This is a genomic window from Micromonospora sp. B11E3, assembly GCF_039871625.1.
Classification (GTDB): domain Bacteria; phylum Actinomycetota; class Actinomycetes; order Mycobacteriales; family Micromonosporaceae; genus Micromonospora.
The window spans coordinates 1-14,974 of the sequence record NZ_JBDPMC010000118.1 but is presented as its reverse complement, the minus strand read 5'-3'; the positions used below and the strand labels follow the sequence as shown (position 1 = coordinate 14,974).

Genomic DNA, 14,974 nt, shown 5'->3' with positions numbered 1-14,974 from the left:
AAGGGGGTGCACGCCTTGACCTGACCACCCACACGGAGATCACCTGACCACCAGCATGGATTTCTGCTGTCCGCCCACAAGGAGAGCTCAAGGCCATCGGACAGGACTTCGTCCTGACCCTTGACAGGAGTCCCCATGCCGATAGTCGGGTTCCTTCGTGGCTACGACCACTACGGCGAACCCCTGCACGGCTCGGGAGGATGAACGATGGCCCCCATCGGACCGCTCGGTGCGAGATTGCGGCTTGATCGGAAGGGGCCCTCGCGGCTTTGCGGGAAGCGGTATACGTGTGCGCGATCCGCAGGAGTCGACCGAAGGCCGGTTTCACGTGAAACGGAAGCCGCGTACGGCGCCGGGACGCAGCGGGTGGCGGACCGGCGCTCGGCGCCGACGCGCGCATCAGCCCGGCGGCTTCCCCGTCGGCGCTGTTGTCAGCGAGCGACCGGCCCGGCGGGTGCCCGGGTGCTTGCCGGCCTTGCCGGAAGAAGGGACCAGTGCGGGTGGCGTCGGCGCGGGAGGGGCCATCGCTGGCGCGGGTGAGGTCTGCGGCGGGGGCGGCGTGATCGGATCGGTCCGGGGAGGCCGAAGCGGGCCATTTCCCGACCCGCGATCCTGCGGGTGCCCCCCGGTGCCTGGTCCGGCGGCAGCAGCGCGGAGGCCGGCGTAGAGGCTCGTTGCCTCCGCCATCGTCCCCGGAAGTGGCCCCGAGTCGTACGGGGCTCTACGGAGCCGTGGGAGGCCCTGTTGGGCCCTACGGAGCCGTGCGGGCCCCGCTGGCTTGTGCGGATGCCGCGCGGGTCAGACAGGGGCCTGGCCGTACGGGGCTCTGCGAGACCGTACGGGGTGAAGACGTGCCGGTGTGACGGGTGCTTGCCTTGACCGAGGACTGTCAGGACTACTGCCGGGCTCCTGATGCCGAGCAGATGTTGAGCAACCTCTCACGGCGCTGGTCGGCCTCCTCACAGCAGGACGCCACCTTGCCCCAGAGAGGCGGCGGCCGGGGGGCTGGTCGCCCGTCCGACGTCGTCGTCACCGGGCTCGGCGCGACCACCCCGCTGGTGCGTCGGGCACCCGCCCGTACCTGGCGCAGAGAGGGTGACGCACTATCGGTATTGAGCCTGACCCGCCCCTGCCCACGGCAGACGCGCTCAACCGCCCAGAAAGCCGCCCGGGCGACCCGAGCCGAGCCGGCTACGCGCCGGCCTCACCGTCGACACACAGACCTGCCGTCGGCGCTGAGCGTCGGGGCTGGGCAGGCCCGCCCCAAAGGGGAGCCGCCCGACTGAGGCGGGCATAGCCGCCAAGCAAGGCGAGACTGGCTTGGCCCGCATCCCGGCCGGGGTGGCCCGACGGCCTCCGGGGTACCCGTACGAAGCCGGACCCCCGTTCAATGGCCTCTGCCGGTTTCACGTGAAACGGCGCTCTTGGCCGCGTGGCGAGTACGCGGAGGGTCGCAACGCCCACGGCATTCCAGCGGTCACCGACGAAGCTCGAACCGCCCTCACCGCGACTGGATCACCTGTCGGGAGTGCCGGTACGAGGGAGCGGGGCGTGGGGGCGCCCCAGCCTGTGCACAGCGTTCGCCCCACCGCTCGTCGTTATCCACAGCCGTTGTCCACAGGCCCGCACCGTTTCACGTGAAACCCCGTGTGAAAACCCGCGTCAGCCTGTGGATGGAGCGGCCTACAGCTTCCCTCAGGCGCCTGTGGATAACGTGTGGACGACGGCGGTCGGCGCCCGGATCAGCACCCCGATTGCGGGGTGAAACTGGCGTGGTGGAGTAGGCGGCGGTGGACGAATCAGGTAGGGACAGCGGTGGTCCGCTCGGTTAGGGTCAGCGTCGTGCAGGACACCCCTCCCTCAGTCCCCGACTTCACCTCCTGGCCCTCCTTCCCCTTCGAGGGCGATCTCCGCGTCAAGCAACTCGACGATCCGGTCCCGGTGGAACCTCCCCGCAAGGGCGAGGAGGACCGGGAGTGCACCGCGTGCACCGCGCCCGACGAGGCGTATATCTGGGTGGGCGAGCGGTGGCGGGTCCGCGCCATGGACCGGCCGACCGGGCTGCCGATGGTGCTGATCCTGGAGTCCCGTTCCCACCTCGACCTCGGTGATCTGCCCAACCTCCTGGCCGCGGAACTCGGGGTGATGACGGTCCGCCTGGAGCGGGCCATCCGCTCCCTGGACGGCGTCGCCCGGGTCCATGTGAACCGCTGGGGCGACGGGTCGGCGCACCTGCACCTGTGGTTCCTCGCCCGCCCGTATGGGCGGCTTCAACTGCGGGGGACGTTCCTGTCGCTGTGGGACTCGATCCTCCCGCCGATCTCCGAGGCGCAGTGGCGGGAGAACCTGGCCTTGGTGGCCGCCTGGCTGGCCGAGTTCGGCGGCCGACCGCTGGCCGAGCCGCCCCGGATCCAGTGGCAGGCACCCTCCAGCCTGTCCGCTTCGCCGCCCGGCGCCGAGAACGGTGCTGGCGTCGAGAACAGTGCTGGCGCCGAGAACAGTGCAGGCGCCGAGAACAGCGCTGGCGCCGAGAACAGCGCTGGCGCCGAGAACACCGTCGGGGTCATCGAGGCGGCCGGGGAGATCGCGGAACCGGCCGACGAGGAGGCGCCCGTCGACCGGTGAGCCGGCGTTGACCGGCCGTGCGTGTCCGCCCGCCGGAAGTCAGACTCGGCGGGCGGCGGCCCGGGTCACCAGCGACCCGAGTACCCGGCCGAAGTCCAGGCCGGCGGCCTGGACCGCGAGCGGCAGCAGGGAGGTCTCGGTCATCCCCGGTGACACGTTGACCTCCAGCACGTGCGGCTGGCCGTCCGCGTCGACGATCAGGTCCACCCGGGAGAGGTCCCGCAGCCCGAGCGCGGTGTGCGCGGCAACGGCCACGTCGGCCACCTTGCTCGCCACCTCCGGGTCGAGCCGGGCCGGGGCGTGCCAGGTGGTCCGGCCGGCCGTGTACCGGGCCGCGTAGTCGTACACGCCGTTGCGGGGAACGATCTCCACGGCGGGCAGGGCCTGCGGCCCGGCCCCGAGGTCGACCACCGAGACCGCGACGTCCATGCCGGGAACGTACCGCTCGACCAGCGCCGTCGAGTCGTACCCGAAGCAGCCGACCATCGCGGCGGGAAGCGCGGCCGCGTCCCGGACCACCGCGGCGCCCAGCCCGGAGCCGCCCTGCGCCGGCTTCACCATCAGCGGCAGCCCCAGCCGGTCGACGATCCGGTCCAGCACGGCCACCGCGCCCAGTTCCGAGAAACGGTCGTGCGGCAGGGCGACCCAGTCCGGCGTGGGGATGCCGGCCTCGCGGAGCACCGCCTTCGCGGAGGGCTTGTCCCAGGCGAGGCGGGAGGCCCGGGCGTCGCAGCCGACGTACGGGACGTCGCAGAGGTCGAGCACGCCGCGCAGCGAGCCGTCCTCGCCGGTCGCCCCGTGCAGGGCGATGACCACCGCGTCCGGAGGGTCCGCGGCCAGCGCCGGCAGCAGGGCGACATCGGCGTCCCGTAGCACCGCGTCCATTCCCACCGCCCGGAGCGCGTCGAGCACCCGACGGCCGGACCGCAGCGAGACGTCTCGCTCGTACGACAGACCGCCGGCGAGCACCAGTACGTGCAGCTCGTCGGTCAGGGCGGGATCGGTCACGGTTCGCTCGGCAGGGGTCACGGCCATGCCGGAATCATGCCAAGTCGGGTCCCGGGGCGTCCGAGCCGGCCCGCCCGCGCCGTACGTTGGGCAGCCCCACCGCACCGAAGACCCGCCGCGTGGCGATGTCCTGCTCCATCACGCCGGCCAGGCGGCGCACGCCCTCGCGGATCCGCTCCGGGGACGGGAAGGAGAAGTTGAGCCGCATGTGGCCGCCGCCGGTGCCGTCCGCGTAGAAGCCCGTCCCCGGCACGTACGCCACGCGGGCCGCGATGGCCCGCGGCATCATCGCCTTCGAGTCCAGCCCGTCGGGCAGGGTCGCCCAGACGAAGAGGCCGCCACCGGGCCTGGTCCAGGTGGTGCCCTCCGGCATCAGATCCTCCAGCGCGGTGAGCAGGGCGTCGCGGCGCTCGCGGTAGACCTCCCGGTACACCTTGAGCTGCTCCCGCCACGGCATGGTGCCGAGGTAGGTCGAGACCGCCGCCTGGGCGTAGCCGCTGGGGCAGAGGATCTGCGACTCGCTCGCGATGACCAGCTTGTCGCGGACGGCGTGCGGGGCGAGGATCCAGCCCACACGCAGGCCGGGGGCGAAGGTCTTGGAGAAGGTGCTGAGGTAGAAGACGCCGTCGCGGCGCCGGGCCCGCAGCGGCCGCGGCGCGTCCCCCTCGAAGCCCAACTGGCCGTACGGGTCGTCCTCGACCACCAGCAGACCGGCGCGCTCGCAGATGTCGAGGACCCGTTCACGCCGTTCCTCGCTGAGCGTCACGCCCGCGGGGTTCTGGTACGTCGGGATGGTGTACAGGAACTTCACCCGCCGGCCGGCCCGCGCCAGCTCGGTGACGGCTGCCTCCAGGGCGTCGGGGATCAGCCCCTCGTCGTCCATCGGCACATGCACCACCTGCGCCTGGGCGGCCTGGAACACCCCGAGGGCGCCGACGTAGGTCGGCCCCTCGGCGAGCACCACGTCACCCGGGTCGAGGAAGAGCCGGGCCACCAGGTCCAGAGCCTGCTGCCCGCCGACGGTCACCACCACGTCCTCCGGAGAGGCGCCGCAGGACGCGTCGATGCCGGAGAGCGCCATCACCTCGCAGATCCGCTCGCGCAGCTCCAGGGTGCCCTGGCCGATCCCGTACTGCAGGGTGGTGACGCCGTGCTCGGAGCCGAGCCGGCCGAGCATCTCGCCGACCGCGTCGAGCGGCAGCGCGGCGATGTACGGCGCGCCGCCGGCGAGGGAGACCACCTCGGGCCGGCTGGCCACCGCGAACAGCGCGCGGATCTCCGAGGCGGTCATGCCCCGGACGCGGCGGGCGTACCGGTCGGTGTAGTCGTCGAGTGTCGTGCCCGTCATGACATCACCTCGATCGCGTGTCGGGCGGCTCCCGCCACCAGGGGTACCCAGGAGGCCGCAGACCATGACGACGCGCCGGCTGGGCGACGCACTCGTAATGCGCAGGTCGACGGTCCGACTCGGGACGCTGGTTCCCGATCGTAGTCCCTGCTCCTGACCGGCGGCTCCACCCCGTGACGTACGTCCACATCCCGGACCGGAGAACCCGGCCGCCGGGATCGCGCCGACCGGCGGGGCCACGGACGGCTGCGGCGCGCTTCCGGGGCTGCGTTCGCGCGTCCCCTCCCATACCGTCGGCTGGCGGCGTACGATCGCTCGTCGGGGGCACCGAGAGGCGGCGGCGTTGTTCCGCGCTGGTCTCAGCTTCGAGCCTATTGTGGGGATGCGCCAATGTCGCGACGACTGGTCAGCTTGACCCTCGACACCCTGGAAGACCTGCCCCGTCCCTGCCGGCAGTGCGTCTACTGGGAGCTTGATCCGGTTTCGGCCGACCGGGCCTGCGCCGCGGGTGACCCCGGCCTGGAGAAGGAGGCCTGGGTCTCCCAGACGCTGCTGGAGTGGGGCTCCTGCGGCAAGCTCGCCTACGTCGACGGGATGCCCGCCGGCTTCGTCATGTACGCCCCGCCGGCCTACGTGCCGCGCTCGATGGCGTTCCCGACCTCCCCCGTCTCGGCCGACGCGGCGCTGCTGATGACGGCGCACGTGGTCGCTCCCTTCGCCGGCGGCGGGCTGGGCCGGATGCTGGTCCAGGGCGTGGCCCGAGATCTCACCAAGCGGGGGATCAAGGCGATCGAGGCGTTCGGCGACGCGAAGTTCGGCGACGACGTCGAGCGGCCCGGCGCCTGTGTCGCGCCCGCCGACTACTTCCTCTCGGTGGGCTTCAAGACCGTCCGCCCGCACCCCCGCTACCCGCGCCTCCGGCTGGAGCTGCGCACGGCGCTGAGCTGGAAGTCCGACGTCGAGTACGCGCTGGAGAAGCTGCTCGGCTCGATGAGCCCGGAGACGCTGCTCAGGCCGGTCCGACCCGCCCCGGCGACCCGGTCCACCGCCGGCTGAGCCGGCCCGGCGCGTCAGCCGGCCCGGCGGATCAGCCCCTGCTCGGCCGTACCCACCCGGTTCGCGGCGATCGCCGCGCGCAGCTCGCTGACGTCGATCGACCCGGTGGGGACGTCCCGTTCGATCGGGAAGTACATCCGCTGGACGGCGGCCACGATCGCCTCGACGACCCGGTCCCGGAACCGCGGGTCGACCAGCCGCCCCCGGTCCGCCGGTGACGTCAGGTAGCCCACCTCCACCCGGACCGCCGGCATCCGGGTCAGTCGCAGCAGCTCCCAGGATTTGGCGTGGGTACGGCAGTCCCGCAGGCCCGTCCGCGCAACGATCTCCCGTTGTACCAGCCCGGCCAGTCGCTCGCCCGTCGCCGACGTCACCCCGTTGTCGGTGCCGTAGTGGTAGGTTGCCACCCCCTCCGCGGCCGGGTTGGCGTGGCCGTCGGCGTGCAGTGAGATGAACACGTCCGCGCCCAGGGAGTTGGCCAACTGCGCCCGCTCCACGTCGGGCAGGCAGCTTCCCGATGCCGGTCCCCGGGTCAGCTGCACCCGTACGCCCGCCGCGGCCAGCCGCCCCTCCAGCCGGCTGGCCAGGTCGTGCACCAGGTCCGCCTCCGTCCAGCGCAGCGGACCGTCCGGCACCACCACTCCGGGGTCGGTGCCGCCGTGCCCCGGGTCGATCACCACGGTCCGCCCCACCAGGGTGGGCCCGGCCTGCCGGATGGCGTCGGACTCGCGCAGCCACTGCGGCCGGCCGCCGACGACCTTGCGCCCGAGGCGGCGTAGCGCCCCCATCGTGTGCGGGCCGCAGGAACCGTCCGGCAGGAGCCCCATCTCCCGCTGGAACTGTGCCACCGCGCGGGAGGTGCGGATGCCGTAGATGGCGTCGGCACGGCCGACGTCGTACCCCATCTCGAGCAGGCGTTCCTGGAGCGAGCGGACGTCCTCGCCGGTCAGCGGCTCCGGTACGGCGTGGTAGAGGGTGCGCGCGCCCAGCCGCCAGCGGGCGGCGTCCAGGGCCCGCCAGGTCTCCGCGCCGACCCGGCCGTCGACGCTGAGCCCCCGGGACTGCTGGAACGCCCGGACGGCGCGTTCGATCTCGGCGTCGAACTCGTCACCGCCGGGCTGGGTTCCGGAGGTGAGCAGGTCGAGGCCGGTCAGGACGCTGCGGATTTCGGTCACCGCCGGTCCCCGGTCACCGGGTCGGATCGGACGCACCCTCGACCCCCTTCCGCACGTATGCCGGCAGCCCACCCCGCGCCGCGGGAGGGGTCTGCGGTCGGACGCCCACCGGGCGCGCCGTGGCCGATCCGCCGGCCGCCCCGGGTTGAGGTTATGCGCTCCGACCGGCCCAGGTGGCGGTGTCGGGCGAGGTCGAGGCCGCAAACGCGAAACCCCGCACCGTTCGGGTGCGGGGTTTCGGGTACGCGTCCGTCAGAGCGCGGACTGGATCAGCCTGACCAGCTCGCCCTTCGGCTTGGCGCCGGCGATCGACTGGACCGGCTCGCCGTTCTTGAACACGGTCAGCGTCGGCACGGACATCACCTGGTAGGCGCGGGCGGTCTCGGGGTTCTCGTCGATGTTGAGCTTGACGATGGTGACCTGGTCGCCCATCTCGCCGGCGATCTCCTCGAGCAGCGGCGAGACCTTGCGGCACGGGCCGCACCACTCGGCCCAGAAGTCGACGAGCACCGGCTTGTCGGACCTCAGCACGTCCGTGGCGAAACTGGCGTCCGTGACCGCCTTTGTCGCTCCCACTATGACCCTCCTCCGGGACTACGGTTGTCGTTCTTTCCTCGTTCGCGCGCCACGCGCCGGGCCTCAGCCCGCAATCGTCGCGATGAAGCGCTCGGCGTCCAGGGCGGCGGCGCAGCCCGTCCCGGCCGCGGTGATCGCCTGACGGTACGTGTGGTCCACCACGTCCCCGGCGGCGAACACGCCCGGGATGCTGGTCCGGGTGCTCGGTGCCTGCACCTTCACGTACCCCTCGTCGTCCAGTTCCACCTGGCCGCGGAAGAGTTCGCTGCGGGGGTCGTGGCCGATCGCCACGAAGACGCCGGTGACGTCGAGAACCTTGGCCTCCCCGGTGTGCACGTTGCGCAACCGTACGCCGGAGACCTTGCCGTCGGCGCCGAGGACCTCCTCGACCACCGAGTTCCACTCGACCTTGATCTTGTCGTTGCCCAGCGCCCGCTCGGCCATGATCTTGCTGGCCCGGAAGGAGTCGCGGCGGTGGATGATGGTCACCGAGTCGGCGAACCGAGTGAGGAAGCTGGCCTCCTCCATCGCCGAGTCGCCGCCGCCGACCACCACGATGTGCTGGTTGCGGAAGAAGAAGCCGTCGCAGGTCGCGCAGGACGAGACGCCGTGGCCGAGGTACTCCTGCTCGCCCGGCACGCCCAGCGGTCGCCAGGCCGAGCCGGTGGCCAGGATCACGGCCTTGGCCCGGTACTCCGTCTCGCCCACCCAGACGGTGCTGACCGCGTCCGAGCCCACCTCGCCGGTGTCCCTGAGCTCGACGCGGGTGACGTCGTCGGTGAGGAACTCGGCGCCGAACCGCTCGGCCTGCTTGCGCATGTTGTCCATCAGCTCGGGACCGAGGATGCCGTCCGCGAAGCCGGGGAAGTTTTCCACCTCGGTGGTCGTCATCAGCGCACCGCCGGACTGAACGCCCTCGATGACCAGGGGCTTGAGGTTGGCGCGCGCGGCATAGACCGCCGCCGTGTAACCGGCCGGCCCGGAGCCGATGATGATCAGGTTGCGGACCTCGTCCACTGCCGTCTCCCGATGTGTGTGGTCGCCATCGGCACGCGCACCGATGCCGGTCGGAGAACCGGCGCCGCACGAACGCCGGCTACATGACTTGCAGAACGTCATCGTACGAAGTGGGGATTCCCGAGTCGGTCATCCGGTGGGTCACGTCACGTGGCGGACGTTCTCGCACCACTCCGCGTCGACCCCACCGGGCCGCTCACCCCGCTGGTCGCCCCCGGGGACGGCCACCCGGCGAACCGGGACCTCACCCTACCCGCGTGCGGTAGCGCGTGTCGGCACCGGACCCGGGTACGCCGCACTCGGGGCCGCTCACCCAGGCCCACCGCTGCATCGACGGGTCGAGGAAGCGCACGACCAGTGCCGGAGCGCCCTGGAAGCGGGCGTAGTCGACCATGTCGACGGTGAGCTGGCCCGCGCCGTGCTCGACGCTGACCGCCGCGAGACAGGCCGTCAGGGCGTCCTGCCCGGCGAGCCGGTCCAGTCCGGCGGCGGCCGGGCGGCGCTTGTCCTCCTCGGCCCCCATCGGTGTCGGGCCCTGCTCCTGGCCGAACAGCTTCGTCGGCCCGGCTGCCCGCGTCAACGGGCCGCCGGCCAGCGCCTCGGGCGTCCAGTCCGTGTCGCTGTGCTGCGGGGCGGCGATCGTGCGGAACGAGCCGTTGGTATCCGCCGCCGCTCCGGCGCGCTCGCTGACGGTCGACGCGTCCTCCCGGGCACCGCTGCGGACGAGCTGGTTCATCCCCAGTCCCACCGCGACCACCGATGCCGCGGCCACGGCCACCGGACCGGCGAGCCGCGCCCAGCGTCGCTGCCGCCGACCCGGGCCGGTGCCGGTGCCGCGCCCGGTGGTCGGGCGCGTCCCGACCGGTGCCCGCCGCGAGCCCGGCTGTGCGGGCACCACCACCGGCGTGCCCCGCCCGGCCGGGCGGGTGGTCCCGTCCGTGCCCTCGGCCACGGGTGCGCCCATGACACCGTCGACCATGCCCGTGTCGTCCGCCGCTGCCGGACCGGCGCCGGCCAGCGCTGCGGCGATCCGGTCGGCCACGGCCAGCGGCATCTCGGGGACCGGCCGGGCCCAGGCGGCGAGGTCGTCGGCGACCAGGGACAGGGCGGGCGCGAGCGCGGCATGGGCCTGCGCCCAGGCCTGGTCCTGCTCGACCAGTCGGGCCACGAGCGCCTCGTCCGGTGTGCCCTCCAGCGCGCCGCCGAGGTAGTCGGCGAGCAGGTCGAGGTCGACCTCCCTGAACCCCCCGGCAGTCACGATTCCTCCTGGCTGGCGTCGCGCCGGGAACGTCCCGACCCCGATCGGACGCCCGCGCTGCGCCGGGGGTTCCCCCGCGTGATGCCGGGCACGTCCCGGCCCGGTTCGGGAGCGTCGGAGGTGGAGCCCGTCCGCAGGTGACCGAGGGCCACGGCGAGGCGGGCACGCCCCCGGGCGCAGCGGCTCTTGACCGTCCCCTCGGCCACGCCGAGGATACGGGCCACCTCGGCGACCGGGTATCCCTGCACGTCGACCAGGACCAGCGCCGCCCGCTGCTCGACGGGCAGCTCGGCAAGGGCCTGACGGACCACCAGGGCGGTGTCGTGGTCCTGCACCGGGGCGGCAGGCTCCACACCGCCGACGGACGTGCCGCCCTCGGCGCCGTGCGTCCCGTCCGGCAGCGGAACGGTGGGATGCGCCTGCCGGCGGCGGATCCGGTCCAGGCAGGCGTTGACCACGATCCGGTGCAGCCAGGTGGTGACGGCCGAGTCGCCCCGGAACCGGGCTGCCGCGCGGTGGGCGGAGAGCAGCGCGTCCTGGAGTGCGTCCGCCGCCTCCTCACGGTCGCCGAGCGTCCGCAGGGCCACCGCCCAGAGCCGGTCCCGGTGCCGGTGGAACAGCTCGGTGAAGGCGTCCCGGTCACCCGCGGCGTGGGCGCGCAGCAGCTCGGCGTCGGTCGGGGCGACATCCGGCGTCGAGGTGGTGGGTACGGCGACCGGCGCGCCGCCCGGACCGCGCGCCGGGGCGGCGGTTGTCCGCTCGCCGTGGCCGTCCATCACCACGCCCGATCGGCGTGGCGCCCCGTCCCCGGCCGCCGGTTCACGACCCCTGGACCGTGATCTCCTGGACGCCGAGCTTGTAGCCGCCCTCGCTCGGCGGTAGCTCGGTGATCCAGAGCAGCAGGTACCGGTACTTCGTGTCCGCGTCGAACCCGTCGAAGGTCATCCTCGTGCCGTCGTGCTGCTCGAAGGGCTGCCCGATCGGGGTGTTCTGGTAGCTGGCGAACAGCTGCTTGTCGCCCGCCGAGGTGGGCGGCGGGTCGATGGTGCCGGCGAAGAGCTGGGCGGAGGCCCCCGTGGCGGAGAGGACGGCCTGGACGGACTTCACGGTGTGCGGCTCGCCCAGGTCGATCCAGACCCCCATGCCGTCCTTCAGGTTGCCGAAGTTCGGCCGGGTGTAGGTGTCCGTCTCCCAGCCCTCGTCCTGGTCGCCGTCGATGACCTTCTCGGCGTCGTTCAGCTCGTTCCGCTGCCTGCTGTCCGGGTCGACGATCCGTACCTCGCTGACGTTCAGCTTGCGCGGCTCGGTCGGGGCCGGGGCCTCGGTGGCGGGGGCACTGGTCGCCGGCCTGGCGACGGGCTCGGTCTGGGGCCCCTTGTCGTCCCCGCCCAGGGCGCTGATTCCGATGAGCAGGCCGACCAGCGCGATCGCCAGCAGGCCGGCGATTCCGATCGCCACCTTCCGCCCGCCTACCGACGCCAGCGGCGACGGCTCCTCGCCGGTCTCGGCGGCGAACTGCAGCGGGCCGGTCGGCTCCAGGTACTGGTCGTCCTCGACGGGAATGTCGAGCCGGGCCAGCTCGGCCGCGAGCACGTCCGACGACGGCGGGGCGATCCCCGCGTCGAGCAGGTCCATGGCGAGGTCGTCGAGGTAGGCCGGCACGCCGGCGCGGACCTGGCGGGGAGCGGCGATGGTGCCGCTGCCGTCCCGCACGGCGTCCGGGATCGCGGCGCGGCCGTGCCCGGCCCTGGCGCCGTGCAGCGGGGCCTCGGCGTGCGGCCAGTGCCCGGTCAGGGCGAAGTAGAGGACGCCGCCGATCGCGCGGACGTCGTTCTCCTGGCTGTCGGCGCCGTCGGTGCGCGCGTCGGCGAGGACCACCCGGCCCTCATCGCTGATCATGACCGTGCCGGGGTGGACGTTGCCGTGCACCATCCCCGTGGCGTGCACGGCGGCCAGTGCGCTCGCCACGGCGTTGCCGATCGCGGTCGTCCGGCCCGGGTCGAGCGGGCCGTCGACGACCAGTTCCCGCAGGGAGCGGCCGTCGACCCACTCGCGGACGACGTACGCCCGCTCGCCCTCGTCGATCGCGTCGTAGACGCCGACCAGGTTGGGGTGGATGACCCGGCTGGCCGCGACGGCCGCCTGGAGCATCTCGGTGGCGGAGTCGCCACCCGGGTAACGCAGAACGACCGCGACGGGACGGCGCAGCACGACGTCGACCCCGCGCCAGACCAACCGGCCCGCACTGTCGTTGTTGATGTGCTCGACCAGTTCGTACCGCTCGGCGAGGATCTCACCGGCCGTGGGAGCACCGAAGGTCATGACGGGCGGAGCGATCTCCTCCGCCTCCTGACCCTCGCCGACCTGGGTCACCCGTCCTCCCTCGGTGATCGTGTCGATCGATGGACCCGCGCTGCTGGGCATGTGGCTTCCCGCTCTGCCTCTTTGGGAACCGGCCGACGGTGTCGACGCGAACGCCGGATCAGCCGTATCCGTCGAGAGCGACCTTACCCGGGTTGCCCGCCTCCCCGACATGTCATCTTCCCGCCGGACCCGGCTGAGGTGCCGGGACTTGCGACGCTCGTCCGGTTACGACCGTTGTCAGCCACGTTGCTGGCACATGTACTAGCCAATCTAGAGGTTGACCGCAAGTAGTCGTCGCAGGGGCCGGGTCGGTGTGGCGCCCCCTCGGTGGCCCCGATGACACCGACAGGGTTCCCCCCGAACGGCCCGCCATGCTCGGCCGTACGGCTGGTTGTCCACAGGGCCGTACGGCCGCTGAGCGGCGAATCGCGGAGTTATCCACAGGCGCATCCCCAGCCTGCTGACTGCTCGTCACTCTCCGTGTGAGTGCTCGCCGGCCGCCGCGCCGCCGGTTTCCGGGCCGCTGGTCAACGGCCGAGGCGACGCCGGACCATCCCGACCACCTCGGTGATCTCGCGGATCCGCAGCACCATGGCCAGGCCCAGGTACGTCCCCCCGATCACCGCGCCACCGACCACGATCTGCACGACCGACTGGACCAGCGTCGGGGCGTCGTCGCCGGGCAGCAGCTTCACCACCAGCAGCCCGACCACCGTGGCGCCGGCGGTGGCGACCGCCACCCGCAGGAACGTGTTGACGATCTCACCGAGGCCGATCCGGCCGACCCGACCGCGCAGCAACCACGCCGAGACGACCGCCGCCGCGACGTAGGAGACGGCGTTGCCGAGCATCATCCCGGCCGCCGCGAAGCTCGCCGCGAACGCGGAGAACAGGCCGATCTGCACGGCCACCCGCAGCGCCACCACCGGGATGTTGACCATGGCCGGCGTCTTGGTGTCGGGCAGCGCGTAGAAGGCGAAGGTGAACAGTTGGCTGATCGCGAACGGCACCAGTGCCACCGCGGCGACGGCCAGCACCGGGACGGTGTCCCGGGCGTTCTGCTCGGTGAACGCGCCGTGCTGGAACAGGGCGAACGCGATCGGCGTGGCGAGCACCGCGTAGCAGACCCCGATCGGGGCGAGGACCGCGGTGACCGTCCGGGTGCCCCGGGACAGGTCGGCGGCGAGGTCGGCGTACCGGCCGTCGGCCGCGGCGGCGCTCATCCGCGGCATCAGCGCGGTGATGATCGACACCGCGATGATGCCGTGCGCCATCATCAGCAGCAGGAAGACGTTGTTGTAGATCAGCGGGCCGGCGGCCTTCTCGCCGCTGGCCCGGCTGAGCAGGTTGAACACCACGATCAGACCGACCTGGCTGACCGCGACGTAGCAGAACATCCAGGCGCCGAGGCGGCCCAGTTCGGCGAGGCCGAGCCGGCCGAAGTCGAAGCGGAGCCGCCAGCGGAAGCCGACCTTGCGCAGCGCGGGCAGGAGGCCGGCGGCCTGGATCGCCACGCCGAGCAGCGTGCCGCCGCCGATGAGCAGGATCCGGCCGGTGGTCATCTCCTCGGGCTCGATGATCTTCGCGCCGAAGATCGCGATGTAGAGTCCGGCGGTGGCGATCACCACGATGTTGTTGAGGATCGGCGCCCACATCGGGGCGGCGAAGTGGCCCCGGGTGTTCAGCACCGCGCTGATCAGCGCGCTCAGGCCGGTGAAGAAGATCATCGGCAGCATCAGCTTGGCCAGCGCGTTGACCAGGTCGGTGTAGTGGCCCGTCTGCTGGTCGCTCGCGTACAGCCAGGTCAGGATCGGGGCGCCGAGCACCGCGAGCAGCGCCGCCACGGCCAGGGCCAGCAACGCCAGCGTCAGCAGCCGCTGGGCGTACGCCTGACCCCGGTCGTCGTCGGTCTTGCGCCGACGCACCAGCACCGGCACCAGGACGCTGGTCAGGATGCCGCCGAGCAGGAACTCGTAGACCATGCCCGGGAAGATCTGCGCGGTCGTGTAGGCGTCGCCGACCAGTGCCCCGCCCAGCGCGGCGGTGAGCGCCAGCGTGCGCAGGAAGCCCGTACCCCGGCTGACCAGGCTGCCGATGGCCATCACCGCGCTGTTGGCGGCGGCGCTGGTCTCCGCGACCACCTCCTGCGGCGGCGCGGTGGCCTCGGCGGCGGGTTGGTTCAGCGGCTCCGCCGAGATGAAGGTGGCGTCGTCGCCCGGCGGCCGACCGCCGCCCTGCGCGGCGTTCGCGCTGCGGTAGAGCCCGCCGCCCATGTCCAGCCTCCAGGGGGTACGTCGGAGCCGCGACCGGCCCGCATCCTCAGACCTTAGAGCCCGCGCAAATAGGTCAGACGCGCTGCCCCGGATACGAGGCGGGCACGGACATCCATGATCATAAAGGTGCTTACGCCTCGTGATCGCCAGGAGTGTCCGTGCCCGTTGTTCCATCATGGCTGATGACCCCGTTGTGGGACCAGTTCGCCGCGCTGTTGCCCGAGCGGCCGCGGGTTGATCCGTCGCATCCGCTGGGGTGTCACCGGCCGCGGGT

The 14,974-nt window shown here is 72.5% G+C and carries 11 protein-coding genes and 1 pseudogene; 3 read left to right on the top strand and 9 right to left on the bottom strand.

Annotation, left to right across the window (positions count from 1 at the left end):
• Positions 1-1,842: 1,842 nt before the first annotated feature.
• Positions 1,843-2,625: a hypothetical protein gene (locus tag ABGB16_RS31480; protein ID WP_347671713.1), complete on the top strand. Its 783-nt coding sequence runs from the start codon at positions 1,843-1,845 to the stop codon at positions 2,623-2,625.
• 39 nt (positions 2,626-2,664) lie between these two features.
• On the opposite strand, the gene ABGB16_RS31475 is transcribed toward ABGB16_RS31480, so the two are convergent.
• Complete coding sequence (locus ABGB16_RS31475) at positions 2,665-3,660, bottom strand: D-alanine--D-alanine ligase (protein WP_347671712.1); 996 nt, start codon at positions 3,658-3,660, stop codon at positions 2,665-2,667.
• A gap of 7 nt (positions 3,661-3,667) precedes the next feature.
• Positions 3,668-4,981 (bottom strand): PLP-dependent aminotransferase family protein, encoded by a 1,314-nt coding sequence (locus ABGB16_RS31470; RefSeq protein WP_347671711.1) that lies wholly within the window; start codon positions 4,979-4,981, stop codon positions 3,668-3,670.
• A gap of 390 nt (positions 4,982-5,371) precedes the next feature.
• Between ABGB16_RS31470 and ABGB16_RS31465 the strand changes: the two genes are divergently transcribed.
• Positions 5,372-6,037 carry a GNAT family N-acetyltransferase gene (locus ABGB16_RS31465; RefSeq protein WP_347671710.1) on the top strand — a complete coding sequence of 222 codons (666 nt, stop codon included), beginning with the start codon at positions 5,372-5,374 and terminating at the stop codon, positions 6,035-6,037.
• 14 nt (positions 6,038-6,051) lie between these two features.
• Here ABGB16_RS31465 and ABGB16_RS31460 read toward each other — a convergent pair whose 3' ends face one another.
• From ABGB16_RS31460 to murJ, 7 genes are all read right to left on the bottom strand, one after another.
• The gene (locus tag ABGB16_RS31460; protein WP_347671709.1) at positions 6,052-7,248 is read right to left on the bottom strand and encodes an N-acetylmuramoyl-L-alanine amidase; all 1,197 of its coding nucleotides are present in this window, start codon (positions 7,246-7,248) and stop codon (positions 6,052-6,054) included.
• 216 nt (positions 7,249-7,464) lie between these two features.
• Positions 7,465-7,788 carry a thioredoxin gene (gene trxA / locus ABGB16_RS31455; protein WP_347671708.1) on the bottom strand — a complete coding sequence of 108 codons (324 nt, stop codon included), beginning with the start codon at positions 7,786-7,788 and terminating at the stop codon, positions 7,465-7,467.
• Between the two features lie 63 nt (positions 7,789-7,851).
• Positions 7,852-8,805: a thioredoxin-disulfide reductase gene (gene trxB / locus ABGB16_RS31450; protein WP_347671707.1), complete on the bottom strand. Its 954-nt coding sequence runs from the start codon at positions 8,803-8,805 to the stop codon at positions 7,852-7,854.
• A 244-nt stretch (positions 8,806-9,049) separates the two neighbouring features.
• Complete coding sequence (locus ABGB16_RS31445) at positions 9,050-10,063, bottom strand: hypothetical protein (RefSeq protein ID WP_347671706.1); 1,014 nt, start codon at positions 10,061-10,063, stop codon at positions 9,050-9,052.
• Positions 10,060-10,845: an RNA polymerase sigma factor SigM gene (gene sigM, locus ABGB16_RS31440; RefSeq protein ID WP_347671705.1), complete on the bottom strand. Its 786-nt coding sequence runs from the start codon at positions 10,843-10,845 to the stop codon at positions 10,060-10,062. The genes ABGB16_RS31445 and sigM overlap by 4 nt, the downstream gene beginning before the upstream one ends.
• Before the next feature lie 37 nt (positions 10,846-10,882).
• Positions 10,883-12,487, bottom strand: coding sequence for a protein kinase (locus ABGB16_RS31435; RefSeq protein WP_347671704.1), 1,605 nt, complete (start codon positions 12,485-12,487; stop codon positions 10,883-10,885).
• Positions 12,488-12,954: 467 nt separating this feature from the next.
• Complete coding sequence (murJ, locus tag ABGB16_RS31430; protein ID WP_347671703.1) at positions 12,955-14,700, bottom strand: murein biosynthesis integral membrane protein MurJ; 1,746 nt, start codon at positions 14,698-14,700, stop codon at positions 12,955-12,957.
• 158 nt (positions 14,701-14,858) lie between these two features.
• On the opposite strand from murJ, the pseudogene ABGB16_RS31425 reads away from it, so the two are divergent.
• Positions 14,859-14,974, top strand: a pseudogene (locus tag ABGB16_RS31425) (IS5/IS1182 family transposase); the annotation flags it as partial.